This window comes from Kitasatospora sp. NPDC056783, from assembly GCF_042789895.1.
Lineage (GTDB): Bacteria > Actinomycetota > Actinomycetes > Streptomycetales > Streptomycetaceae > Kitasatospora.
Genome location: NZ_JBHUAF010000002.1, coordinates 99,718 through 122,298, shown reverse-complemented (window position 1 = coordinate 122,298; position 22,581 = coordinate 99,718). Strand labels below are relative to the sequence as shown.

Here is a 22,581-nt window from a genome sequence, read left to right as displayed (position 1 = left end):
GTTCGCGGTGTTGCCGCCCGCAGCGCGTTCAGCGCATGTAGAAGAGGTAGATCTTGTCGTTGAAGACGGTCATGGCGGCGCCGTCCTTGGTGGAGTTGGTGACGATGGGCGACGCCGTGCTCCAGGCACTCGAGGTGGTTTGCGTGTACTGACGGAGGTACGCGCCGTCCTCGCCGCGACGGACGAGGTAGAGGGTCTGTCCGAGCGTGGCCAAGGCCGCCGGCCCGTACGAGGTGGGCTGGTCCCCGTAGGCGATGGTGCCGATCTGGTTGAACGGTGTCTGTGCCTGCCACCACCGCTCTTCCCTGCCGTGGATGACCACGTGCAGCGCCTGGGTTCCGGCCGTCCGGCCGGGGCCGACGGTCAGGGCCGCGGCGCCGGTGCTCGTGGCGTTCACCACCTGTGACGCCGGGCTCCAGCTCGTCCCGTTGTACGTGGTCCAGAGCACCCGGCCGTCGTCGGCGCGGAACACGCAGTAGAGCTTGCCCTCGAAGGTGGCGGCGGCCGGTGCGTGGGTGGTGGACCACTCCATCGGCTGGGGCTCGCTCCAGCGGATCCCGTCGTACGTGCTCCAGGCCAGACGGTCGTCCATGCCCCGGAAGACGCAGTACAGCTTGGAGTCGAACGAGGCCAGCGCCGGGGTGTCGGGGCTGCGGAAGTCGAGGGTCTGGTCGGGGAGCCAGTCCAGGCCGTCGGCGGAGGCGGTCCACATGAGGTGGTCGCCGATCAGGGCCCGGTGGACGCAGTGGAGGCGCCCGTTGTGGACGGTGACGGCCGGCGGCTTGGCGCCCGAGTGGACCGAGACCGGGACGGGGGCGCTCCAGCCGTCCTGGGGGGTGAAGTTCATGCACATCAGGTTGGAGACGCGCAGGGTGCTCAGGGTGCCCCTGACGTAGAGGTTGGTGACCTCCAGGTCCGGCACGTTGACGGTGACGAGCGTGGTGAGGGTGCGCTCGACGGTCGTGTTGCCGGACTGGGCGACGCCGCGCAGGTAGAACGGCGTGGTCTGACGGAGGTTGTTGACCGTGTAGGTGCGGACGTTGGTGACGTCGATCTCGGCCGTTCCGTACAGCAGCTTGTAGGTGGCTCCTGCGGAGGCCTCCCAGGTGAGGGTGGTGCTGCCGCTGTGGTCGAGGGCGATCGGGTTGGCGCGCAGGTTGTCGAGCCGGAAGTCGGGCGGGAACTTGCCGACGGGCAGCAGGTCGATGTCGTCCTTGTAGGAGGCGCTGGTCCCGGCCCGGCGCCAGCTGACGATGACGGTGAGCGGGACGGTGCCGACCTGGCGGTTGACGGGGATGTTGCGCAGCTGGATGGTGACGCCCTGGCCGGGGTCCACGACGACGGCTCCGCCCGGTGCGTTGAAGACGATCTCCTGCTCGGGTTCGTTGTGGGCGGGGGTCCAGCTCGCGCCGGCGTGGTTGACGGTGGCTTCGATCTCCTTCAGGTGCTCGGTCAGGGCGTGGGAGAGGTCGCCGACGGGGAAGCCGACGGTGATGCGCCGGACCTCGATCGGGTTGAAGCCCTGGTGGCTGCCGACGATGACGATGTCGGCCTTCTCCAGCGCGCCCGTGGCCGGGGAGACGCGCACCGGGTCGGGCCTGGTGGTCATCTCGTACGCCAGCCCGGACTGGTCGGGGGAGGCGGTCTCGGCCCCTCCCACGGCTACGGACTGGGAGACGGTCAGGCTCATGCGGCGGGTCCGTTCTGGTGGTCGTGGTCGTGGTCGTGGGCGGCGGCGGTGACGGCGTCGCCGAGGAGCAGGAAGCCGGAGCGGATCTCCGGGCGGCCCAGCGGCAGGGCGGCGGGGTCGGGGACGGTGATGGGCAGGGTGCGCCAGCCGGTGCCGTGCGGTTCGGCCCAGGCCCAGGTGCCGGTGACCGTGGCGGGGGCGGGCATGACGGCCGTGTCGGCGGCCTCGGCGGCCAGCAGCGGGCCGGCGCGGAAGCCGACGGTCATGCGGGCCAGGGCCCGGGCGGTGAACTCCTGCGGCACGTGGACGGTGCCGGTGGGCAGGATGTCGGTGGTGGCGTGGACGGCCACGCGCGGGTCGACCAGGAGGGTGGCCAGGGCCGGTGGCCCGCCGAAGGAGAGGCGGACGGGTGGTTCGCCGTCGGTGGGGATCGGGCGCAGGTATCCGCCGTGGTCGCCGCGCGGGGCGATGACGGTCTCGAAGTGGTCGTAGTCGTCGTCCAGGACACAGCCGACGAGGCCGTCGTCGGTGTGCGCGGGCTCGCCGAGCCGTACGAACCACTGGTAGCCGGGCAGGTGCGGCTCCGGCGGGTCGATGACCTCCGTCCAGCCGACGGTCCTGCGGGCGGGGCCGTACAGTTCCAGGTCCAGGCGGGTGCGGATCAGGGCGAGGGGCCGGCCGAGCAGGAAGCCGAGGCCGGTGTCCTCGGGGCCGTCGGGGTCGATCATGGCGAGGGAGTCGTCCAGGGTGGCGCGCACGGCGGCCAGGACGGCCGGGCCGCGCTGCCGGATGGCGGCGAGGAAGCGGTAGGCGTGCGGGGAGAGGGCTTCCAGCTGGGCGAGTTCGGTGACGGAGGAGCCGGGCAGGGCGACCCAGTCGACGACGCGCCGCCCGTCGGGGGCGAGGACCTCGCGCAGTTCGCCCAGGGCCACGCCTTCGGGGTCGAAGCAGGCCAGGGTGCGGTCGAGGCGGTTGTGCAGCAGCCAGGCGCAGACCGGGTTGGCGCCGGGGGTGACGGCGACGTCCTCGTCGCGGTCGCCCGCGAGGAAGTCCAGGCGCAGCCGGGCGGGTTGGAGCAGGCGCGGGCCCAGTTCGACGAGGCGGTCGGGGGCGAGCTCGTCGATGGGGTGGTCGGGGGTCATCGAGCCCGGCCGTACGGGCTCGAAGTGCAGTTCGTCCTGGACGAGGTTGACGGCCCGGCCGAACCGGTCCACGACCGACAGGCGGGTGAACGCGAGCTGCCCGGCGCGCAGTTCGTGGAAGACGGAGTCCTTCCAGGGCTGGCCGCCGTACTTGGGCGGGGTGCCGGGCACCGGGGCCGGGCTGTCGATCGGGCCGGCCAGGTCCTCGACGGCCCGGGGTGGGCGGCGGCCCGCGCGGGTCTCGCGCTGCCGGAGGGTCGCGCCGAATCCGTCGAGGGTCTGGGAGAGGAAGTCCTGCTTCCGGGCGTCCTCGCGCAGTCGTCGCGTCAGCTCCTGGGGCAGGTCGGCGCGGTAGGCCGTGTAGTTGTCGATCTGTCCGGCGAGGGCGTGCCCGGCGCTGGGCGTGAGGATCTGGCGGCCCATCACCTCGACGGGTTCGGGGATCTGGCCCTGGCCCGTCCAGCGGTAGCGGGTGCCGTCGAAGCGCCAGCGGGCCTGGCCGTTCTCCTCGTAGGCCAGCGGGGTGTAACTGGCCTTCCACATGAGGTAGAGCGGCTGCCAGGGCTGGCGCCAGGCCTCCGTACCGTACGCGGGGAGCGCGCCGGTGACCTGCTCCGGTTTGACGGTTCCCAGGTCGGGGGTGCGGGCGAGGATGAAGAACTCGGTGAGGGCGGCCGGGACGACGGCGGGCAGCCCGCCGGTGGCGATCCGGGCCACGTCGGTGACGACCGAGCCGGCGTTGACCGCCCCGATCGCGCTGACCAGGCGGTCGGCGGGCCGGCAGGGCAGGGCGGAGCCACGGGTGAGCGGGGCGTTGAGGTTCGCGCCCTGCAGGAGGACCACGGGGTCGGTGGAGTCCTCGTAGGACTCCGCGGGCCCGCGCTTGAGGATTCCGGCCGAGCGCATCCCCTCGCGGGCGGCGTGCGCGGCGGCGCTCGCCTCCAGCTCCGCTGGTGTGGTGCCCCAGGGGATCTCGGCGCGCTTGGCGGTGAGGCGCCGGGAGAGTTCGGTGACGCGGCCGGCGGCGCCGTGGGGTACGGCGGGGTTCAGCTCGTCGTCGATGGCGGCGGCGAAGTCGGGGTGGGGCCGCGCCTCCAGGGAGAGCGCCCACAGCAGGTAGAGGCGTTCCTGGGCGGCGGCCAGGTCGCGGGCGAGGGCGTCGTGCTCGGCCTGCGCCCGGTTGAGGTCGGCGACGACCCTCTCCTCCAGGTCCCGGCGCTCGGCGCGTTGGGCGGCGGTGAGCGCCGCGCGGGCCTCGGCGGAGTCGCCGTCCACGACGCGCCAGGTGAATCCGGCGGTGGCGGGGCCGAAGCCGGTGGCGTGGGCGGCGCGTGCGGTGAGGTCGTCGCCGGCGCCGTCGGAGCGGTCCAGGGCGTCCAGGGTGCCCAGGGCGAACGCCCCGAAGAGGCGGGCCTCGTCGGCGCTGAGCGCGCCCTCGCCGTCGCTCTGTCCGGGGAGGGCGGCGAGGGCCTCGGCGGAGCTGTTGGCCACGCAGACCGCGATGTCGTCGGGGCCGGGGCAGTCCGACGCGGGGACGCCGCCTCCGGGCTGCCACAGGACGCCGAGCGCGCTGCCCGTGTACAGGGTGCGGTCGGTGGCGCCGGTGGCGGCCGGGGCGAGCCATTCGAGGCGCTCCAGCAGGTGGGCGAGCGGTTCGCCGGGGGCCAGGATGTCGGCCGTGGGGTCGGAGTACCAGCCGCTGACGTGGTAGCTGAGGCGGGCGTCGCCGGCCACGTCGTCCAGCGGGTCGTGGAGGGAGAAGACGTTCTCGTTGTACGGCTGGAAGGCGGTGAACGTCAGCAGGCCGGAGCCGATCGCGGTCAGGAACGGCGCGCGGGCGTCGGCGGGTTCGCGCCAGGGCTGTTCGGCGGTCAGCTCGTACCGGCGGCCGATGAAGGTGGCCTTCAGCTCGCCGTCGTCGTTGTCGCTGTTGCCGTTGCCGTCCGGGTCGAGGTAGGAGACGGTGCCGGGCACCACGTGCTGGCCGTCCTCGCGGGTGCCGAGGTAGTCGCTGTGCACCACCCAGGCGCGACTCTGGCGGGTGTCCGCGCGGTAGCGGACCACCAGCCAGCGGTTGGGCACGAGGGGGAAGTCGCCGATCCCCTCCACCTCGTCGTGACGGCCCCGGGTGAGGGCCTCGGGGAGCTGCCACTGGAGGTAGACGCCGCACCGGCCGGGGTCGTCGCTCCAGTCCTCGAAGGTGAACGGCACGGGTTCGGGCGGCAGGTTGTCCCAGGCCAGGGCGGCGAAGTCGGCCTGCCAGCGCTGCCAGATGAAGCTCCCGTCGGTGATGCGGGTCTGGTCGTTGACCGCGAGCGCGGCGACCTCGACCGGGACCACGAGGGTGTGGTCGGCCGTCATCTCCCGCTGCCCGGCCGTCGCCTGCCGGGTGGTGTGCTGCGTCGTCATCGTCTGCTTCCTCGGGGTCACGGCCGGACGAATTCCTGGAGCTGAGGGGCCTTGATCATCTGGAGGGCGAACTGGGCCGAGCTCAGCCGCGCGCCGTCGTGCGCCGCACCGAGGGCGGGCAGCAGCGCGTCGCCCCGGCCCGCGACGTTGAGCACGTCCCGGCCGCCGGGCCGGAGGAAGCGGGCGAAGCGGTCGTCGGCCGGATCGGCGGGGAACTCGCCCATCGGCGCGCCGATCGAGGCCCCGGTGATCCGCCGCAGCTCGATCGTGCCGATGTCGCTGAACCCGAAGTGCAGGCCCTGCGGCGGCTCGGCCAGGGTGAACGTGTCGATGACCTCCGGGTAGAGGATGAGGAGGACGTCCTCCCCGTAGACGGCGCGCCGTACCGGCTCGACGCTCTCGGCGCCGCGGGAGGCCGCCATGATGATCTTCGGCCAGTTGGGGACGAGGTCCGAGCGCAGCAGGACCGCGCATGGCGGCGGGGCGGCGACCTCGGCGGCGAGCTGGTTGAGGTCGGCGTCCAGGGCGTGGCCCACGCCGACGCTCAGCGCGCCGTCCACGGCCGCGCGCACCCAGCCCGGGTCGGTGTAGGCGAAGCGGAGGGACTCGGGCGGCAGCATCGCGGGGTCGGGCACCAGGTGCTCGAACGGGATCATCTCCAGGAGCGGCAGCCGTGCCAGCCACGCGGCGACCGGGTCCAGTTCGTGCGCGAGGGCCGCGCGCAGCAGGCCGTGGGTCTCGGTCCGGGCGACGGTGGCTCGCAGGGTCTCCGCCGCGAGCGGGCCGGTGCCTGCCGCACGGGGTGCGGCGGCGCGCCGGTGTCCGGCCGCGATCCGCGCGCCTGCCGTGGTCAGCGCGTGGCTGAGCCGTGCGCCGCCGGTCTCGGTGAGCAGCCGGTCGAAGGCCTCACGTGCCGGGTGGCCGGTCAGCGCCTCGGCGGTGGCCGTGCGCCCGGCGGGGCCGGAGCGGGTGAACAGCCGGCGCGCCGCGCTGCGGGCGGCCTTGCGGAACTCCATCAGGGCGGTGTGGAACTCGGCGTCGCCGAGGGACAGTTGGCGCCCGAGGCTGAACGCGGCGGCATAGCCGGTGTCGAAGACGCCGTGCTGTTCGACATAGATCAGGGCCTCGCCGGCCGACTCCAGGCGCTCGCGGCCCTCGCCGGGAGCGGGCAGTCGCTGGGCGGGGGCGGCGGTGAGCGGGCCGCGGTAGTAGGCGAGGGTGCGCTCGCCGGAGTCCAGGCGCTGGGGAAGGGCGGCGGCGCCGGAGGCCAGCCGGTCCAGGGCCTCGCGCTGGGCCGAGGTGGGCTGCGCGGGCCGCTGGGCGCGGCGGCGCAGCAGCAGGTCGGGGCGGGCGTCGGGGCCGTCGGCGAGGTTGTGGGCGAGGTCGCCGAAGCCGACGCCGGTGTCGTACACGGACTCGAACGACCACGACCACAGGGAGACCATCCGCAGGAACTCGGGGGGCTGGGTCGTGCCGTCCAGGTAGTCCTCGAACCCGTCGAGGGAGACCAGGTGGACGACGTGCATGCCGCCGTCCACGGCCGGGAAGCGGTTGGCGACGACGACCGCGTTCAGGTCTTCGACGTCCGGCTCCGGCTCGGGCTCGCCCGCCGCGCGGGTGTGGGTGGCGTCGGGTGGCCCGCCCTCGCGGACGTGGGCGAGCATGGCCATCTCGGCGGGGGTGGGGGCGAGGGCGGTGAACTGGGGGCCGGGGACCAGGACGGTGGAGCAGACCGTGTCCCACTCGTCGTCGAAGACGTACTCGTCCGCGATCGCGGGCGGCCGGCCGGGCTTCTCCCGGCCCAGGAGCTGGCGCACGGTCAGGACGTCGACGGCCCCGACCGCCCGGGGGTCGTCGGGCAGTTCGTTCTCGCGGAAGACGAGCAGGGCCGCCCAGGGCACGCTCTTGTCCTGGCCGCGCAGGCGCCGCAGCCAGGGCAGGGCGGGGGTGTCCAGGGTGATGTGCGGCAGGATCTGGCTGTAGGAGCCGCTCGCCCCCGGCAGCGGGTAGCAGGCCTGGACATCGGTGGGCGCGATGGTGAACCGCAGCTGCCGCACGTCGAAGCGCTGCTGGTGCGAGGGCAGGGTGGCGCCGGTCGCGTCCAGGGTCTGATCGACGCTGATGGTGTGCCTGCCCGCGTACAGGGACGGGATGCGGTGGTCGAACAGCCGCATGCGGTGCTCGACGTCGGGTGTGGTCACGGGTACGTACCTCTCAGCTGGCCGGCACGAGCAGGGGGGCTGCGGTGAAGGCGGTCTCGGCGGCGCGGGCATAGCCGGGAAGGTCGCCGTCGAGCTCACCGAGGCCGACGCCGAAGCCGGTGAAGGCCTCGGCGAGGGCGCGCCGGGCGGTGCGCTGCGGGGCGGCGTCGACGGTGGTGCGGATGCGGTCGATGACACCGGCCCCGGCCAGGCGGCGCGGCACGGGACCGACCGGCGTCGCTCCGGGGTCGAGCGGCTGGGCGCCGGGCTCCATCGGGTCGAAGGCCAGGTGCTCGGCGGAGATGTAGCCGGTGGACTCGCCGTTCTCGGTGGCCGGGGAGGCCAGCCGCACTCCGGTCAGCTGTTCGTGGATCAGCTGGGTGCCGGGGGCGGGCAGCGCGTTGGGGGCGCCCGTGCCCCACAGGGACTGCGGTACGGAGGTCCGGTGGAAGGTGGCGTGCCAGGTGCCGGTCAGCGGCAGCGGGTCGCCGTCCAGGGTGACGGCGACGAGTTGGGTGCTGGTGCGGCCGCTCTCGCCCATCGGGCGCACGCCGAGCCGGCTGCCGCGCTCCGCCACCGGGTTGGAGCGCTTGTCGAGATACATCTCGGTGATCGGCACGGCGGAATCGACGGTGAAGTCGAAGCCCGCCGAGGAGACGAGCCAGGCCCCGCCGTGCCCGCCGCCCAGGGAGTCATCGCTGATCAGACCCGAGTCGGCGTGGATCTGCACGAGGTTGCCGGGCGGGGGCAGCATGTCCTTGAAGCCGTCCCAGTCGAGGTACCTCGGCCCCTCGTCGCGCTCGGCCCCGAACCGGATGGTGAACGAGATGAACCACAGGTGGACGGTGGCCTCGCCGCCGGTCGGCGGCCCGAACAGGCTCAGGCTCGCGCCGATCTCGATCCTGATCGTGATCTTGACGAAGAGGATCTTGATCTGGGCCTGGACGCCGATCCTGACACTGATGCCGAGGTCGAAGTGGAACGGGCGCCACTGGATGAGCGCGTCCGCCTTGGCGACGAGCCACGCGCGCAGGATCCCGGAGTGGAAGTTCACCTCCAGCTCGCCGCCGGCCATCACGGCGGACGGCGTGATCGCGAAGTAGACGCCGCCGGAGACGGTGACGCTGCCCGTCAGGTCCCAGTCGAAGCCGAGCCGGGCCGGCGCCGGGTAGTGGTCGGGCCGCCGGAACCGGGGGTGGTAGCCGCCGAGGGTGAAGACGAAGTCCCCGGCCTGCCGGCTGGGCCCGTACCAGGTGACGAGCGCGACGCCGCCGCGCAGCCGGCAGTTCGGGTCCAGGAGGAAGGAGTTCGGGGTCAGCGCGGCCGCCAGCCGCAGCTCGCCCTTGTTCGGTTTGACGACGACCTCGATGCCGATCTCGGCCTTGGCGTACGTCCGGCCTCCGCCCGGCGGGTACTCGGTGGAGGCGAGTCCGAGCAGGCCGACGGTCAGGTCCGCGCCGGTCTGCACGACCGCCATCGCATGGCCCTTGACGGCCTCGAAGCAGCTGAACGCCAGCCCGGCCGCCACCCACAGTTCGTCCTGGGCCGGGCGTACCCAGGGGTCGGTGCCGCCGGTGATCGTCTTCAGGATCTCCACCGGGTCGCCGTCGGCTCCCCCGATCGCCCCTGGATCCTTGAGCGCGGCGATGAACGGGAAGTCGTTGATCGCCTCCACCTCGGGCAGCCGGATCCGGCTGTTCCAGCCCAGGCCGAGCGCGACGCCGCGCACCTGGAACGGCGGCGGTCCGATGCCCTTGTCCGAACCGAGCGCGCCGAACGCGAAGACGGACGGCTGGAGCCCGGAGTCCCGGGGCACGACGTAGGCGCCCACCGCGCTGCCCGCCACCACACCGGCGTCCACCAGCAGCACACCGCCCAGCACCGTGCGGTACGGCGGGGTGGCGGGCAGGGCCACCAGGGCGCCGTCGACCGACAGCGGCGGGTTGTTGTAGCCGATCACGACGCCGTCACCGTCGGACGGTTTGCCGATACCCCAGCCGCGCGGACTGCGGGCGGCGGGGGCCGAGGCGACGACCGTGAACCCCTCGGGCCCGGCGAACGCGACGAGGCCGCGCCGCCGCACCGGCAACGGGCGTGCCGGCCGGGACCTCGCCGGCAGGGCCCGGCCCAGCCCGTCCCGCCGCGCCGCGTCGAGCACCGGCCGGGCGCTGTCACCGCGCACCGGTACGAGCACGGGACCGGGCAGCACCAGCCAGGTGCCGGCGGGCAACGCGCCCGTGACGGCGGGCGCGGGGGCCCCTTCGGCGGCCAACACGGCTGCGGCTGATCCGACTTGCTCCTGCGTCAGGTCGCGGTCCGTGGCCACGACCCGCCAGGTCCGGCCCGCGTCGTCCTGGAGCTCGGCGACGAACAGTCGCCCGCCCCGGCACAGCAGCGCCAGCCGCAGCCCAGGGCCACTGCCCGTGAGCAGCAGGCGCTCGGCGCCGGCCCGCACGTCGAACCGCGTGACTCCGGCGGCCGACGGCAGGGGGGCGCATTCCAGGCCGAGGGCACGCGCCAACAGGTGAGCCGGGACGGCGGGTTGGGCGGGTTCGGCCGTGAGCGTGACCGCGGCCACCTCGCCGCCCTGGCCATGGAACGTGACGCGTACGGGCAGCGGTTCGGCGCGCAGTGCGGAGGCCGCGGTGCCGGCGGCTTCGAGGTCGGCCGCACTGTCGCAGGCGGCATGCTCCAGGCGCAGGACGCCGTCGGCGACGACCACGAGGAAGGGGTTGTGCCGGAAGTCGAACGCCTCTCCCGGGAGTTCCACGGGGGCGGAGGAACCTCCGCCGTCGAACAGTTTGCGCAGATCCTCCACCTGAAGCGCCACAGGATCCCTTCCCTCGAACGGAATCGGGCAGGCTGTTCGGCCGTGCGACGGCAATGCCCGGGCCGGAGACTGGCGGGCTACGCCGTGCCGCGTGGACATGGCGATTCCCAAGATCAGGAGGAACCTATCGAAGCGACCACCCGAGAGGCAGGACCGAAACGCGCCATAACGGCACGTGTCCGATGATCACCGCTCCGTAGTGCGCCTTCGGGTGTGATCCCGCCCGCGGCTGAGCGCCGCGGCGAAGTGGCAGCAGGGCGCGAGGGTCGTGTGAACCGCGCCCCGTGTGTCCGAAAAACCCACGCAGAGCTATGGATCAGTCCTCGCCATCACGGGCGATGCGGATCAACTCCACTGCGCTACTCTGAAATTGACGGTTGATCAGGTTTTGGGGCGTGGCGTGTTCCCGGCGAACTATCTCCACCATGGGCTCATCGCCGGTTGCCGGTCATCCTCCTGTCGCTGTCTTCCGCGAGCCCCGAGGCGGACGGTCCGCCCCCGTGCTGGGCCCGCCGGTCGATGCCGCCGCACAGCGGGCCGCGCGCGTGCTGGCCGGCGTGCCGACCCGCGGCCGACCGGTCGAGCGGATCAACAAGCCGCCCTGCACGGCGCGTTGGTCATCCACCGTGGCCTGGAGGACCTGTGCGATGCGCCACTGTCGGGCGCCGACCTGGCACAGGAGGCGGCCGGGATGCGGCAGGCGGTGCTCGACCTCACCGGCGCGGCGCCGGGCGCCGACACCGAGCCCATCCCGTGGACGGCCGTGCCCGAATCCGGCTCGGGCCCGTCATCGGAGGCCGTTCCGGGCCGCGATGAAGGACCTGCTGGCGGTGCTCCCCGACCTCTACGATCAACTTGCCATCCGTTGACCGGAGTTGGCAGAGGCGCGCGGTGTGCCCTCCTGGAAGCCGACATCGTGGACGCCGAACGGCACATCACCCTCGCGTACTCGATGGTGCACCTGCGCCGCTCGCGCGACCACCGCCCCGACGACGGCCACATCCTCGCCCGCTGACCAGCCCGCCCCCGAAGGGCAACGGCCCGCCATCCCGCGCCGGTTACGCCGCGTTGCGTCGATGTCACGGAAACGACCCCAAGCGAGACCTGCTCCTGGATGATGGTCCACGAGCGTAGCACCGCGAGCGGTCCGGGGTCGCGGCCGCAGGCAGCCTCCTGACCAAGCCTGCGGCTGCTGGTGTCCCGGTCCATCAGTCGTCAACAGGAAGGCAGACACGGTGAGCGACGAGAAGGCGCAGCTGATCTACGGCCAGGGAGAAGAGGCGTGCCCCGAGGGGAACTTCTGCCTCTACCGCGCCACCAACTTCAACATCGGCCAGGCCCCGGGAGTCGGGGACAAGATCCTGGCCATTCCGGTGGGCACGTCCGTGAACGACTTCTCCGTGTACGGCTTCGACCACAGCGGTGACGGGGTGAGCAGCGTCGTCAACCGCACCGAGGAGGACAACGCGCTCTTCTCGGCCGCGGACCAGCGGGGGCACTCGCTGCCGGTGGACCGCAGGTCCTCGATCGCGAACCTGGCGCGGATCGCGATGGCCGACAGCCCGAACGGCAGCTGGAACGACCGGGCCCGGTCGGCGCTGGCGGCTCCCTTCCTGGGGAACCTGATCGTCGAGCAGTCCTTCCTGAGCAAGTGGCAGGACTGGGAGACCCAGAAGTGGATCTACTCCTACCGGGTCACCGTGCGCGCCGCCGAGACGCGTGTGGTGAAGTGGGCCCTCGGTTTCGGTGACCTGCCCGAGGGGACCTCCCTGTACAAGGGGTTCACCGATGTCTTCTGGGGTCAGATCCTGCGGGACGGCACCGAGGGCAGTGTCCTGCTCGGCTCCCCGGCGGGCGGCGGACACACCATCGACCCCGGTACCGACCTCGCCATCGACATCCAGCTCCTCTACCCGAAGGAAAGCCCCGCTCAGGAGCACCTGACGAGCCTGAACGCCCAGCAACTGGGCTGAGTGGCGGGCGCTCCGCGGAGCACCCGGCCGAGGCCGGTGGCCTGCGTGGTGCGGCCGCCCCGGGGCAGGGTCCCGGGGCGGCCGCAGTGCGTGAGCGCGGGCAGGAGCGGGCCGGCGACTGCGGGACTGTCAGCAGCAGCCGTGCCACTGGTAGTCGGTCGGGACTTCGAGTCCGGTCCCGGTGTCGTCGGTGGCCGCCCCGGCGGCGGAGTGGATGGTGGTTCCCCTCTTGATGGTCTCGGCGACCTCGATGTCCCTGATCTCCTCCGGAGGGACCGTCAGCGGGTTCGCGGAGAGGATCACCAGATCGGCGAGCTTCCCGACCTCGATGCTGCCCTTGCGGTCCTGTTCGAAGTACTGGTGGGCGGCGTGGATGGTGATGGACTTGACCGCGTCCAGGGCCGACACGCGCTGCTCGGGCCCGAGGACGACCCGGTCGGTGCGGGTGCGGCGGGTGACCTGGCTGGAGAGGATGGCGATCGAGTCGGGCAGGGCCACCGGCGCGTCGTGGTGCGAGGTGTAGACCATCTGCCGGTCGACGGCCCAGCGGGCGGGGGAGATGGTGGCGGCCCGCTCCTCGCCGAGGACGGTCTTGCGGTACCAGTCGCCCCAGTAGAAGGTGTGCATCGAGAAGAAGGACGGGATGACGCCCAGGCGGGCGAAGTCGTCGATCTGATCCTCGCGGGCGGTCTGGGCGTGGATCGCCACCGTCCGCCGGTCGCCGGGGCCGGCCTCCTCGGCGGCGGCCTCGACCGCCTCGACGAACTGGTCGATCGCGGCGTCCCCGTTGACGTGGGCGAGCACCTGCCAGCCTTTGGCGTACGCGGTGCGTACCTGGTCGAGGACGACCTTGGGGTCCTCGATGGTGGGGTAGCCGCGGTAGCCCTCGGGCGTGTTCTCCGGCCGCTCCTCGTAGGGTTCGGTGAGCCAGGCGGTACGGCCCTGCGGGGATCCGTCCAGGTACATCTTCACGCCGGCAGCCCGCACGCCCCGCTTGTAGTCCTGGCTCGCGCCGACCGGATCCGGCTCCGGTGAGGCCGTCGCCTCGTCGGCCCGGGCGTAGGCGACGACATCGATCTTGAACGGCACGAGTGCGGCGGCGCCCCGCAGGGCCTTCAGGTTCTTGAGTGTGGCGCCGCCCTCCTGGACGGTCGTGAAGCCGAAGCTCGCGGCCGAGGCGATGCCCTTGCTGAAGAGGGCGGCCAGCGCGGTCAACGGCAGGCCGGCGGTGGCCATCTCGGAGGCCGGGCTGAAGGCGGTTTCCTCCAGTACGCCGTTGGGCTCGCCGAACGGTCGATCGATGGGGTCGGTCCGGCGACGGATGACGCCGCCGTCCGGGTCGGCGGTGGCCTTGGTGTAGCCCAACTCCCGCAGGCCCAGGCTGTTCACCGCCCCGAGGTGGAAGGACTGGTGGATGGCCAGCACCGGCCGGGTGGTGGACACCTCGTCGAGGTCCTCGCGGGTGGGGTGGCGGCCTTCGGCGAGCATGGCGTCGTCGTAGCCGAACCCGATGATCCACTTGGACGCGGCGCCCACCGGTGTCCTCGCCCAGGCGCGCAGCTTCTCCCGGAGCGAGGCGAGGTCGGTGACGTCGCCGTCCGGGTCGGCCAGCAGGTTGGCGAGGGTGGCCTGCAGCCCGATGCCGCCCAGGTGGCCGTGGGCGTCGATGAACCCGGGCAGCAGCGCGCGGCCGCCGAGGTCGCGCACCCGTGTGCGCGGCCCCTGCCAGCGCTCGACGGCCTCCTGGTGGTCGCCGACGTGGACGATGACGCCGTCCTTGACCGCCACCGCCTCGGGGCGGGGGTCGGACTCCCGGGAGTCGGCGGTGGCCGTCACGATCTCCCCGCCGTGGAAGATGGCATCGGCTTCCTCGTACGGCGCCGCAACCCGGGCGTCGCCGTCGTCCGTCGTCCCGGCCGGCTGACCGCTCATACCGGTTCCCTCCTGTCGTCACTGGCTACGCATCGTGCTCGCCTGTCTACCCGTGGCCACTGATCGGGAATCCGGCTCACGCGGCCGAGTGGCGCAGTGGCCGCCGGCTTCGGCGGGTGCGTCGGAGCCGGCGGTCTCGACTTCGACGGGCGTGGATCAGCAGCCGCTGGTCTCGGCGGGTGCCTCGGTCGCGAGGGTGATGAGCTGGGGGGCGCTGGTGAGGGTGAGGACCTCGGGGGCGGCGGGGACGGAGCAGCAGCCGCCGCCCTGGGCGGCGTCGGGGGCTTCGGGGGCGTCGAAGAGGCCGGCGCCGCCGCAGACCCCGGTCTCGGGGAGGGTGAGTTCGACGCGGGCCGCGGCCTCGTGGTCGCCGGCGAGGTGGGCGGCGATGGAGCGGACCTGCTCGTAGCCGGTGCGGGAGAGGAAGGTCGGGGCACGGCCGTAGGACTTCATACCGACCAGGTAGAGGTCCTTCTCGGGGTGCGCCAACTCGCGTGCGCCGTGCGGGTAGACGGTGCCGCAGGAGTGCTGGTTGGGGTCGATCAGTTCGGCGAGGGCGACGGGGGCCTGGAGGCGTTCGTCGAGGTCGAGGCGCAGCTCGTCGAGGAAGGAGAGGTCGGGGCGGAAGCCGGTCAGCGCGATGATCTCGTCGACGGGCCGGCTGCGGCGGCCGTCCTCGTCGACCAGGACGAGCCGGTCGCCCTCGCTCTCGACGGCGGTGGTGCGGAAGCCGGTCAGGGCGCTTGCGTGGCCTTCCTCGACGGCCTTCTTGGCGCGCAGGCCGAGCGCGCCGCGCTCGGGCAGCTGGTCGGCGGTGCCGCCGCCGTAGGTGGAGCCGGAGATGCCCCGGCGCAGGATCCACTCGGCGTGGGTGCCGGGCTCGTCCTCGGCGAGGTCGGCGAGCAGGGCGAGCGCGGTGAACGCGGAGGCGCCGGCGCCGATGACGGCGGTGCGCTTGCCGGCGTACCGCCTGCGGGTCTCGGGGTCGCTCAGGTCGGGGGCGCGGTAGGAGATCTTCGCGTTCGCGGCGCGCTCGCCGAGGGCGGGCAGGCCGTTGCCGCCGGCCGGGCCGGGGGTGGACCAGGTGCCGGAGGCGTCGATCACCGCGCGGGCGAGGACGCGCTCCTCGGAGCCGTCGGAGTGGTCGATGTGAACGGTGAAGGGCCGCGTCTCGCGGTCGGCGTCGACGATCCGGTCGCGGCCGGCCCGGGACACGCCGGTGACGCGGGCGTCGTAGCGGACCCGGTCGCCGAGGGCGTCGGCGAGCGGCTGCAAGTACTCGGCGACCCAGTCGCTGCCCGAGGGGTACGCGGTGTCGTCGGGCCGGACCCACGCGGTCGGGGCGAGGAGCTTCTCGGCGGCGGGGTCGACGACCTCAGCCCACTGGGAGAACAGTCGCACGTGCGACCACGCGCGTACCGCCGTGGCCGCCGACGGGCCGGCCTCCAGCACCACGGGCTCGACGCCGTACTCGACCAGGTGAGCGGCGGCGGCCAGACCGACCGGTCCGGCGCCGATGACGACGACGGGCAACTGCTCGGCGGTGGAGGCGTTCACGAGGGTTCTCCTTTGTTTCGACACTTGTCGATGAAGTCTTCCGGCTCCAGCGTGGCAGTTGCTTTGATGAATATCAACATAGGCATTTGTCGAATCAGAGGATGTGGAGGCCGTCGATGTCGCGGTGATCGGGGGCGGGCGGCATCTCCAGTGATTTGATGTATGTCAACATAGATGTATGTCGAACTCGAACGTGCTGCCCGTGCTGGAGCCCGAGACCGTCGTGCCGTGCTGCCCGCCGCTGACCGCCGCGCCGTTGTCGGAAGAGGACTCCGCGCGGATGGCGGCGATGTTCAAGGCGCTGGGTGACCCGGTGCGGCTGCGGCTGTTCTCCCGGGTCGCCTCCCACGACGGCGGGGAGGCGTGCGTGTGCGACATCCAGGACGTCGGCGTCTCCCAGCCGACCGTCTCCCACCACCTCAAGAAGCTGCGCGAGGCGGGCCTGCTCACCTCCGAGCGGCGCGGCACCTGGGTCTACTACCGCGTCGAGCCCTCCGTACTCGCCGCCATGGCAGGCATGCTCGCCGGCGCCGGCCACTGACCCGGTCGCCCCGATCCCCAGGAGCGCTCACCCCATGTCCGACGCCACCATCACGATCGCGCCGATGACCGCCGGTCACGCCGAGCAGGTCCTCGCGATCTTCCAGGACGGCATCGACGGTGGGAATGCCACCTTCGAGACCAGCGCGCCCACCTGGGAGCGCTTCGACCAGGCCAAGTCGGCGGACCACCGCTTCGTCGCCCTCGACGGGGTCGGCCGGGTGCTCGGCTGGGTGGCGGTCAGTGCCGTCTCCGACCGGTGCGCGTACACCGGGGTGGTCGAGCACTCCGTCTACGTTCACCCGGGCGCCCGGGGACGCGGCGTGGCTCGTCTGCTGCTGGAGGCGCTGATCGCCTCGACGGAGGCGGCCGGGATCTGGACGATCCAGTCCGGGGTGTTTCCTGAGAACGCGGCCAGCCTCGCCGTCCACGCCCGGGCCGGATTCCGGGTGATCGGCACCCGTGAGCGCATCGCCCGCCACCACGGCACCTGGCGGGACACCGTGCTGATCGAGCACCGCAGCCCCGTCGTCGTCTGACCCCGGGCGGCAGCTGCTCGTCGGAGCATTCCTGCGTTGTCCGAAACCCGGCACCGCCCGTGACGGCGGGTCAGCGCAACAGGTCGCCGATCTCGGCAACGGCCTGGCGGGCGGCGCGGACGCCGGCGCCGCAGCCGCGGCGGACCCCGGCGGCGGTGCTGGTCGTGTCTGCGGAACGGCACTCCAGACAGTGCACGGGAGTCAGGACTCCTTCGCCGCGGTGGTGACGGCGGCGGGGGAGAAGCGCTTGCGCCAGGCCAGGGAGACGTAGACGAGGGCGATGAGGACGGGCACCTCGATGAGGGGGCCGACGACGCCGGACAGGGCCTGGCCGGAGGCGACGCCGAAGGTGGCGATGGCGACCGCGATGGCGAGTTCGAAGTTGTTGCCGGCGGCGGTGAAGGCGAGGGTGGCGGTGCGGTCGTAGGCGAGGCCGAGGGCCTTGCCGAGGGCGAAGGTGCCGAACCACATGATCGCGAAGTAGGCCAGCAGCGGCAGGGCGATGCGGGCCACGTCCAGCGGCTGGGAAGTGATCGTCTTCCCCTGGAGGGCGAAGAGGATCACGATCGTGAACAGCAGCCCGTACAGGGCCCAGGGGCCGATCTTCGGCAGGAACGTGTGCTCGTAGGTCTCGCGGCCGACCTTCTTCTCGCCGAGGCGGCGGGTGAGGAAGCCGGCCAGCAGCGGGATGCCGAGGAAGACCAGGACGTTGACGACGATCTTGGCGACGGAGAAGTGCAGTCCGTCCTGTTCGAGGCCGAGCCAGCCGGGCAGGACATCGAGGTAGAACCAGCCGAGCACGCCGAACATGACGACCTGGAACACCGAGTTGAGTGCCACCAGGACGGCGGCGGCCTCGCGGTCGCCGCAGGCGAGGTCGTTCCAGATGATGACCATGGCGATGCAGCGGGCCAGGCCCACGATGATCAGGCCGGTGCGGTACTCGGGGAGGTCGGGCAGCAGGAGCCAGGCCAGGGCGAACATGACGGCGGGGCCGAGCACCCAGTTGATCACCAGGGAGGAGGCCATGAGCTTGCGGTCGCCGGTGACGGTGTGCAGGCGGTCGTAGCGCACCTTGGCGAGCACCGGGTACATCATGACCAGCAGACCGAGGCCGATCGGCAGCGAGACACCGCCGACCTCGACCTCGGCGAGGGCGTCGTTCAGGCCGGGGATGAGGCGGCCGAGGCCGAGTCCGAGGCCCATGGCGAGCAGGATCCAGACCGCGAGGAAGCGGTCCAGGAAGGAGAGCCTGCCGACCGGTCCGGCCTCGGGGTGGTCCGGGGGAGCGGTGGTCCTGGTGGCGGTCACGGGCAGGACCTCTTCGAGTCGGCGTTGGCGCGGGCGGTGGCGGCGAGGTCGCCGAGGAGGCCGGCGAGGCCGTCCAGGGCGTCCGCGCGGAGCTTGTAGTAGGTGAAGCGGCCGCAGGGCTCGGTGTCGACCAGTCCGGCCTCGCGGAGGATCCTGAGGTGGTTGGACAGGTTGGTCTGCCGGGCGCCGGTCTCCTCGACCAGGTGGCTGGTGCAGAGGGCCTCGCGGGCGAGCAGGGTGAGTATCCGCATCCTCAGTGGGTCGGCCACGGCCTTCAGCACGTCCACCGTGTCATTCACATCACCAACCGCTGACATCACCATGCGGTGATACGTTAGTCGATGCCGGCGGCGGCTCCAAGCCCGCCACCGAATCCGCCCCGGTCGAAGCGCCTGCGCGTCGCTGCCGCCGAGGGGCGCTCGCCGTCCGCGCACTCCCTCGACGACGGTGCCGTCGGTGCCGTCGGCCGCAGCGGATCGGCTCCGGGGCCCACGGCCCGGCCGCCGGCCCCGGCGCGTGGGTCAGTCCTGGGCCCGGCTGAGGACCCAGACGCCGTAGGCGTCGTTCGCGGGATGCAGTTCATAGGTGCCGGCCCGCAGGTCTACGCGCAGTCCGGCGGCGGCCACGTCCGCCTCGAACTCCGTCGCCGGGTAGGTCCGGGCGTGCGGCGGCGGGTCCTGGAGGTGGAACCCGACGAGGATCCGGCCGTTCTCACCGAGCACGTCGCGCATCGCGCGCAGCGCCGCGCGCTCGGTGCCCTCGGCGAGGAAGACGATGACGTTGCCCACGCAGACGACCAGGTCGAACGGGCCGTCGCCGGGGCCGAGGTCGAGGATGTCGCGTTCCTCGATCGGCAGCCCGGGGTAGGCCTCCCGGGCCTGCCGGACCAGGGCCTCGTCGGGCTCGATCGCGACCACGTCGTGCCCCCGCTTCAGGAGCGCGGCGGCCACCCGGCCCATGCCGGCGCCGGCGTCGAGCACCCGGGCGCCGCGCGGCAGGAGCGTGTCGGCGAGCCTGGCCTCGCCGTCGATGTCCTCGCCGGCGGCGATCAGCTCGGCGAACCGCTTGCCGAAGCCTCCGCTGTTTCCCGCTTCCTGCCAGCGGGTCCGTCGCGTCGTCATCGGTGTGGGTTCTCCCTGTGGCAGCGTGGTCCGGTCCATGCCTTGAATCCTAGGGTGACGTCATCGGCGCTGGTGAGGGCCCCCGCGCGGGCGGTCCCGACGGCTCACCGCGCGGGCGGTCCCGACGGCTCACCGCGCGTCCGGGGATTCGGGGGAGTCCCTCCCCGGTCCCGCGAGCCCACGGCCCCGTGGGCGGAGTGTCCATTACCGCATTCACATCACTATCGACTGACATCATTTTCTAGTGATACGTTTGGCGGTGTCGGTGGCCGCTCCGCACAGGCCTCCGAGTTCCCGCAGCGCGGTCGGTCCGCGGACACGACGACTGCCGCAAGGACGTACCGCTGGATCGACCGTGCCCGCCCGATCGTGTCGTGCCGCGCCCCGTCTCCGAGGAAGAGCGAGATGACCACCGCCCCCGTAGCCTCCGTGCTGTTCGTTTGCGTCCACAACGCCGGCCGCTCCCAGATGGCCGCCGGTTTCCTGGCCCACCTCGCGGGCGACCGCGTCGAGGTCCGCTCCGCCGGCTCCATGCCGGGTGACCGGGTCAACCCGTCCGCCGTCGCCGCCATGGCCGAGCTGGGCATCGACATCTCGGACCGGAAGCCGAAGATCCTCACGACCGAGGCCGTCCAGGCGTCCGACTACGTCATCACCATGGGCTGCGGCGACGCCTGCCCGTACTTCCCCGGCAAGAAGTACCTCGACTGGAAGCTCGACGACCCGGCCGGCCAGGGCGTCGAGGCCGTCCGCCCGATCCGCGACGAGATCAGGACCCTGGTCGAGAACCTGATCGCCGAGATCGACGCCAGGCAGCCGTCGCGCCGACCGCAGGAGCGGCGTCGGTGACGTGCTCGTCGTCGGTTCCGGCCCGGCCGGCACGATCGCGGCGCACGCCGGCCCCGATCCACACCCGAACTGGACGCGCCTCGAACCGGCCCCTACCTTCGGCGCATGGGTGATGCTCCTCGTCGGCGCCTGATCAGGGTGGACGCGCCGGCCGCGCTCGGGTTCGCGCTCCTTCCGCAGGTGTCGGTGCTGCGTCCGGCCGACGGCGGCGAGGTGGGTGCCACCGCCGTGTGGCTGCTGTCCCTGGGCACCGCGCTGCCGCTGGCCGTACGGCGGCTGTGGCCGGTCCCGGTGTTCGTGGTCGTGTTCACCGGCGCCTGCGCGGCGCCGGCCGCCGGGGTCGGGCCGACTCTCTTCCTCGCCGCCGCCTACGCCCTGTACCTGGTGGCCGTCACCAGGACGGGGCGACCGGGGCTGTCCGCGGCTCCCGTCGCCGCGCACGGGGGAACCCTCAGCGCGGGGCCGCGGCCGAGCGGTGGCTTCCGGATCGTGGCGACGCTGCCGTACTGAGCCCGACCCGTTCGTGGGTCCCGGACCCGGCCTGTTCACGGCCGCCGGACTCATCCGCGGGTATGGGTTCGGCCCGCGCGGCCCGTCGCGGAATCCCGACCCCGGACCGATGCGGCCGACGGACCCGCCCGACGAGACTCGTCAGGCGGTCGAAGTCCAGAACCTGACCAAGCGGTACGGGGAGAACACCGTCGTGGCGGGCCTCACCTTCACGGTGCGGCCGGGCGCCGTCACCGGATTCCTGGGCCCCAACGGAGCCGGGAAGTCCACGACGATGCGCATGCTGCTCGGCCTCACCCGCCCCGACGCCGGATCCGCCCGCATCGCCGGTCGCCCCTATCGCGAACTGGCGTACCCCGCCCGGCAGATCGGCGCCCTGCTGGAGACGGCGCTCCCGCACCGAAGTCTGACCGCCGCCGACCATCTGCGCTGGATCGCGCGGAGCAGCCGGATCGACCGGCGACGGGTCGCCGAGGTCCTGGAGACGGTCGGCCTGACCGGAGCGGTCCGGCGGCGGACCGGCACGTTCTCCCTCGGCATGGGACAGCGGCTCGGCCTGGCCGCGGCCCTGCTCGGCGACCCGCCCGTCCTGGTGCTCGACGAGCCGGTCAACGGCCTGGACGCGGAGGGCATCCGGTGGCTGCGCGACCTGCTGCGCTCGATGGCCTCCGAAGGCCGGACCGTCCTCGTCTCCAGCCACCTGATGACCGAGATGTCCACGGTCGCGGACGACCTGGTCGTCCTCGGCCGCGGCCGGCTGCTCGCCCGGACCGGCACGTCGGAGTTCATCCGACGCCACGCACGGACCTCTGTGCGGGTGCGGATCTCCGAACCCCTGCGCCTGCACCGGGAACTGGAGCGGAGGGGCGCCTCGGCGCACCTCGCGCACGACGGCAGCCTGGAGGTCGACGGCATGACGGCGGCCGAGGTCAGTCGGCTGGCGGCGGCGGGTGATCTCCCGCTCGAAGAGCTGAGCACCCGTACGGGATCGCTGGAGGACGCCTTCCTCAAGCTCACCGGCGACGGAGGAAGCGGCACCCATGTCTGAGACGGCTGCGGTCATCATCGCCTACGAGAGCGGTCTCGCCGAACCGGGGATGCCTGCCTGAGTCCGCCCGCGATCAAGGCGGTGGAGAGCCTGGCGGCGCGGGGACGAGCAGGCCGCGGATCCGGTTCACAGTCAGGCGTGCCGGCAGGCCCGGGTGGCCGGCGGGTGCGGCCCGCCGGTTCCGCTGGGCGAAGGGCACGGACGTGCCGGTCTCGACCGGCGTCCGCTCGACCGGGCCGAACGGTGGCTCGCGGATGTCGATCCGCGATGATCTAAAGTTGAAGAATTCTTCAAGTTCATAGATGATGCTGCCCTGTATTCGGCAGGAGTGTGGCCCAGGGGCGATGTCCCTGGCGAGGAGGGGCACATGAGTGACGTTTTCGACCAGGAGCTCCGCGAGCAGCTCGCCGAGGCGCGGCGGCAGCGGGCCGGCGCTCGGGCGGCCGGCGACGAGGACGGCGCGCAGGCGTACGCCGGTCGCGTCGCGCAACTCCTGCGGATCGCCGCCCACCACGGCATCGAGGTCGAGCACACCGCCGAGGAACGGGAAGAAGGCTGAGCATGGCCGTCCCGCTCTACCAGGCCAAGGCGGAGTTCTTCCGCACGCTCGGCCACCCGGCGCGCATCCGCGTGCTGGAACTGCTCCAGGACGGTCCGCGCCCGGTGCGCGAGCTGCTCGCCTCGATCGAGATCGAGCCCTCCAGCCTCTCTCAGCAGCTCGGCGTCCTGCGCCGCAGCAGCCTGGTCACCGCCACCCGTGAGGGCAACACGGTGGTCTACGCGCTGAGCACGCCGGACGTCGCGGAGCTGCTGCGCGCCGCGCGCCGCATCCTCACCGAGATGATCACCGACCAGGGGGCGCTGCTCGCCGAGCTGCGCGAGGCCGCCGTGCAGGACATCCGGGAGGAGACCGCGTGAGCGCTGTACAG

18 protein-coding genes are annotated in these 22,581 nt (G+C 72.6%); 8 read left to right on the top strand and 10 right to left on the bottom strand.

All coding sequences use genetic code 11. From position 1 onward, the window contains the following. Positions 1-28: 28 nt before the first annotated feature. Genes ACFRMQ_RS01215 through ACFRMQ_RS01200 form a run of 4 tightly spaced genes read right to left on the bottom strand, consistent with a single transcriptional unit; the run spans position 29 to position 10,272 of the window. Entirely contained in the window at positions 29-1,690 is a 1,662-nt protein-coding gene (locus ACFRMQ_RS01215; RefSeq protein ID WP_380725543.1) for a hypothetical protein, read from the bottom strand. Then, positions 1,687-5,241, bottom strand: a complete 3,555-nt coding sequence (locus ACFRMQ_RS01210; protein ID WP_380725541.1) for a hypothetical protein — start codon at positions 5,239-5,241, stop codon at positions 1,687-1,689. Before ACFRMQ_RS01210 ends, ACFRMQ_RS01215 begins: the two co-directional genes overlap by 4 nt. Before the next feature lie 17 nt (positions 5,242-5,258). Then, the gene (locus ACFRMQ_RS01205) at positions 5,259-7,442 is read right to left on the bottom strand and encodes a hypothetical protein (RefSeq protein WP_380725539.1); all 2,184 of its coding nucleotides are present in this window, start codon (positions 7,440-7,442) and stop codon (positions 5,259-5,261) included. 13 nt (positions 7,443-7,455) lie between these two features. Beyond that, positions 7,456-10,272: a DUF6603 domain-containing protein gene (locus ACFRMQ_RS01200; RefSeq protein WP_380725537.1), complete on the bottom strand. Its 2,817-nt coding sequence runs from the start codon at positions 10,270-10,272 to the stop codon at positions 7,456-7,458. A 1,235-nt stretch (positions 10,273-11,507) separates the two neighbouring features. On the opposite strand from ACFRMQ_RS01200, the gene ACFRMQ_RS01195 reads away from it, so the two are divergent. Next, positions 11,508-12,245, top strand: a complete 738-nt coding sequence (locus tag ACFRMQ_RS01195; protein ID WP_380725535.1) for a peptidase inhibitor family I36 protein — start codon at positions 11,508-11,510, stop codon at positions 12,243-12,245. A gap of 129 nt (positions 12,246-12,374) precedes the next feature. Here ACFRMQ_RS01195 and ACFRMQ_RS01190 read toward each other — a convergent pair whose 3' ends face one another. Then, positions 12,375-14,177 (bottom strand): amidohydrolase, encoded by a 1,803-nt coding sequence (locus tag ACFRMQ_RS01190; RefSeq protein WP_380725533.1) that lies wholly within the window; start codon positions 14,175-14,177, stop codon positions 12,375-12,377. Positions 14,178-14,333: 156 nt separating this feature from the next. After that, positions 14,334-15,734, bottom strand: coding sequence for an NAD(P)-binding domain-containing protein (locus ACFRMQ_RS01185; RefSeq protein ID WP_380725531.1), 1,401 nt, complete (start codon positions 15,732-15,734; stop codon positions 14,334-14,336). A 178-nt stretch (positions 15,735-15,912) separates the two neighbouring features. Between ACFRMQ_RS01185 and ACFRMQ_RS01180 the strand changes: the two genes are divergently transcribed. Together ACFRMQ_RS01180 and ACFRMQ_RS01175 are read left to right on the top strand one after the other, a co-directional pair. After that, entirely contained in the window at positions 15,913-16,275 is a 363-nt protein-coding gene (locus tag ACFRMQ_RS01180; RefSeq protein ID WP_380725529.1) for an ArsR/SmtB family transcription factor, read from the top strand. A 34-nt stretch (positions 16,276-16,309) separates the two neighbouring features. Next, positions 16,310-16,813: a GNAT family N-acetyltransferase gene (locus ACFRMQ_RS01175; RefSeq protein ID WP_380725527.1), complete on the top strand. Its 504-nt coding sequence runs from the start codon at positions 16,310-16,312 to the stop codon at positions 16,811-16,813. A gap of 70 nt (positions 16,814-16,883) precedes the next feature. On the opposite strand, the gene ACFRMQ_RS01170 is transcribed toward ACFRMQ_RS01175, so the two are convergent. The 4 genes from ACFRMQ_RS01170 to ACFRMQ_RS01155 all read right to left on the bottom strand — a co-directional run bounded on the left by ACFRMQ_RS01170 (position 16,884) and on the right by ACFRMQ_RS01155 (position 19,245). Next, the gene (locus tag ACFRMQ_RS01170; RefSeq protein WP_380725525.1) at positions 16,884-17,009 is read right to left on the bottom strand and encodes a hypothetical protein; all 126 of its coding nucleotides are present in this window, start codon (positions 17,007-17,009) and stop codon (positions 16,884-16,886) included. 5 nt (positions 17,010-17,014) lie between these two features. Beyond that, on the bottom strand, positions 17,015-18,124 hold the full coding sequence (gene arsB, locus ACFRMQ_RS01165) for an ACR3 family arsenite efflux transporter (RefSeq protein WP_380725523.1): 1,110 nt from the start codon (positions 18,122-18,124) through the stop codon (positions 17,015-17,017). Further along, positions 18,121-18,447 (bottom strand): ArsR/SmtB family transcription factor, encoded by a 327-nt coding sequence (locus tag ACFRMQ_RS01160; protein ID WP_380725521.1) that lies wholly within the window; start codon positions 18,445-18,447, stop codon positions 18,121-18,123. Before ACFRMQ_RS01160 ends, arsB begins: the two co-directional genes overlap by 4 nt. A 198-nt stretch (positions 18,448-18,645) precedes the next feature. Next, positions 18,646-19,245, bottom strand: coding sequence for a class I SAM-dependent methyltransferase (locus tag ACFRMQ_RS01155; RefSeq protein WP_380725519.1), 600 nt, complete (start codon positions 19,243-19,245; stop codon positions 18,646-18,648). A gap of 405 nt (positions 19,246-19,650) precedes the next feature. Between ACFRMQ_RS01155 and ACFRMQ_RS01150 the strand changes: the two genes are divergently transcribed. From ACFRMQ_RS01150 to ACFRMQ_RS01130, 5 genes are all read left to right on the top strand, one after another. Next, complete coding sequence (locus tag ACFRMQ_RS01150; protein ID WP_380725517.1) at positions 19,651-20,094, top strand: arsenate reductase ArsC; 444 nt, start codon at positions 19,651-19,653, stop codon at positions 20,092-20,094. A gap of 105 nt (positions 20,095-20,199) precedes the next feature. Further along, positions 20,200-20,604: a hypothetical protein gene (locus ACFRMQ_RS01145; protein ID WP_380725515.1), complete on the top strand. Its 405-nt coding sequence runs from the start codon at positions 20,200-20,202 to the stop codon at positions 20,602-20,604. 109 nt (positions 20,605-20,713) lie between these two features. Next, positions 20,714-21,652 (top strand): ABC transporter ATP-binding protein, encoded by a 939-nt coding sequence (locus ACFRMQ_RS01140; RefSeq protein WP_380725513.1) that lies wholly within the window; start codon positions 20,714-20,716, stop codon positions 21,650-21,652. A 367-nt stretch (positions 21,653-22,019) separates the two neighbouring features. After that, positions 22,020-22,211, top strand: coding sequence for a hypothetical protein (locus ACFRMQ_RS01135; protein WP_380725511.1), 192 nt, complete (start codon positions 22,020-22,022; stop codon positions 22,209-22,211). Between the two features lie 2 nt (positions 22,212-22,213). Next, a complete protein-coding gene (locus tag ACFRMQ_RS01130; protein ID WP_380725509.1) occupies positions 22,214-22,570 on the top strand; it encodes an ArsR/SmtB family transcription factor in 357 nt (118 codons plus the stop codon). The last annotated feature ends 11 nt before the right edge of the window (positions 22,571-22,581 follow it).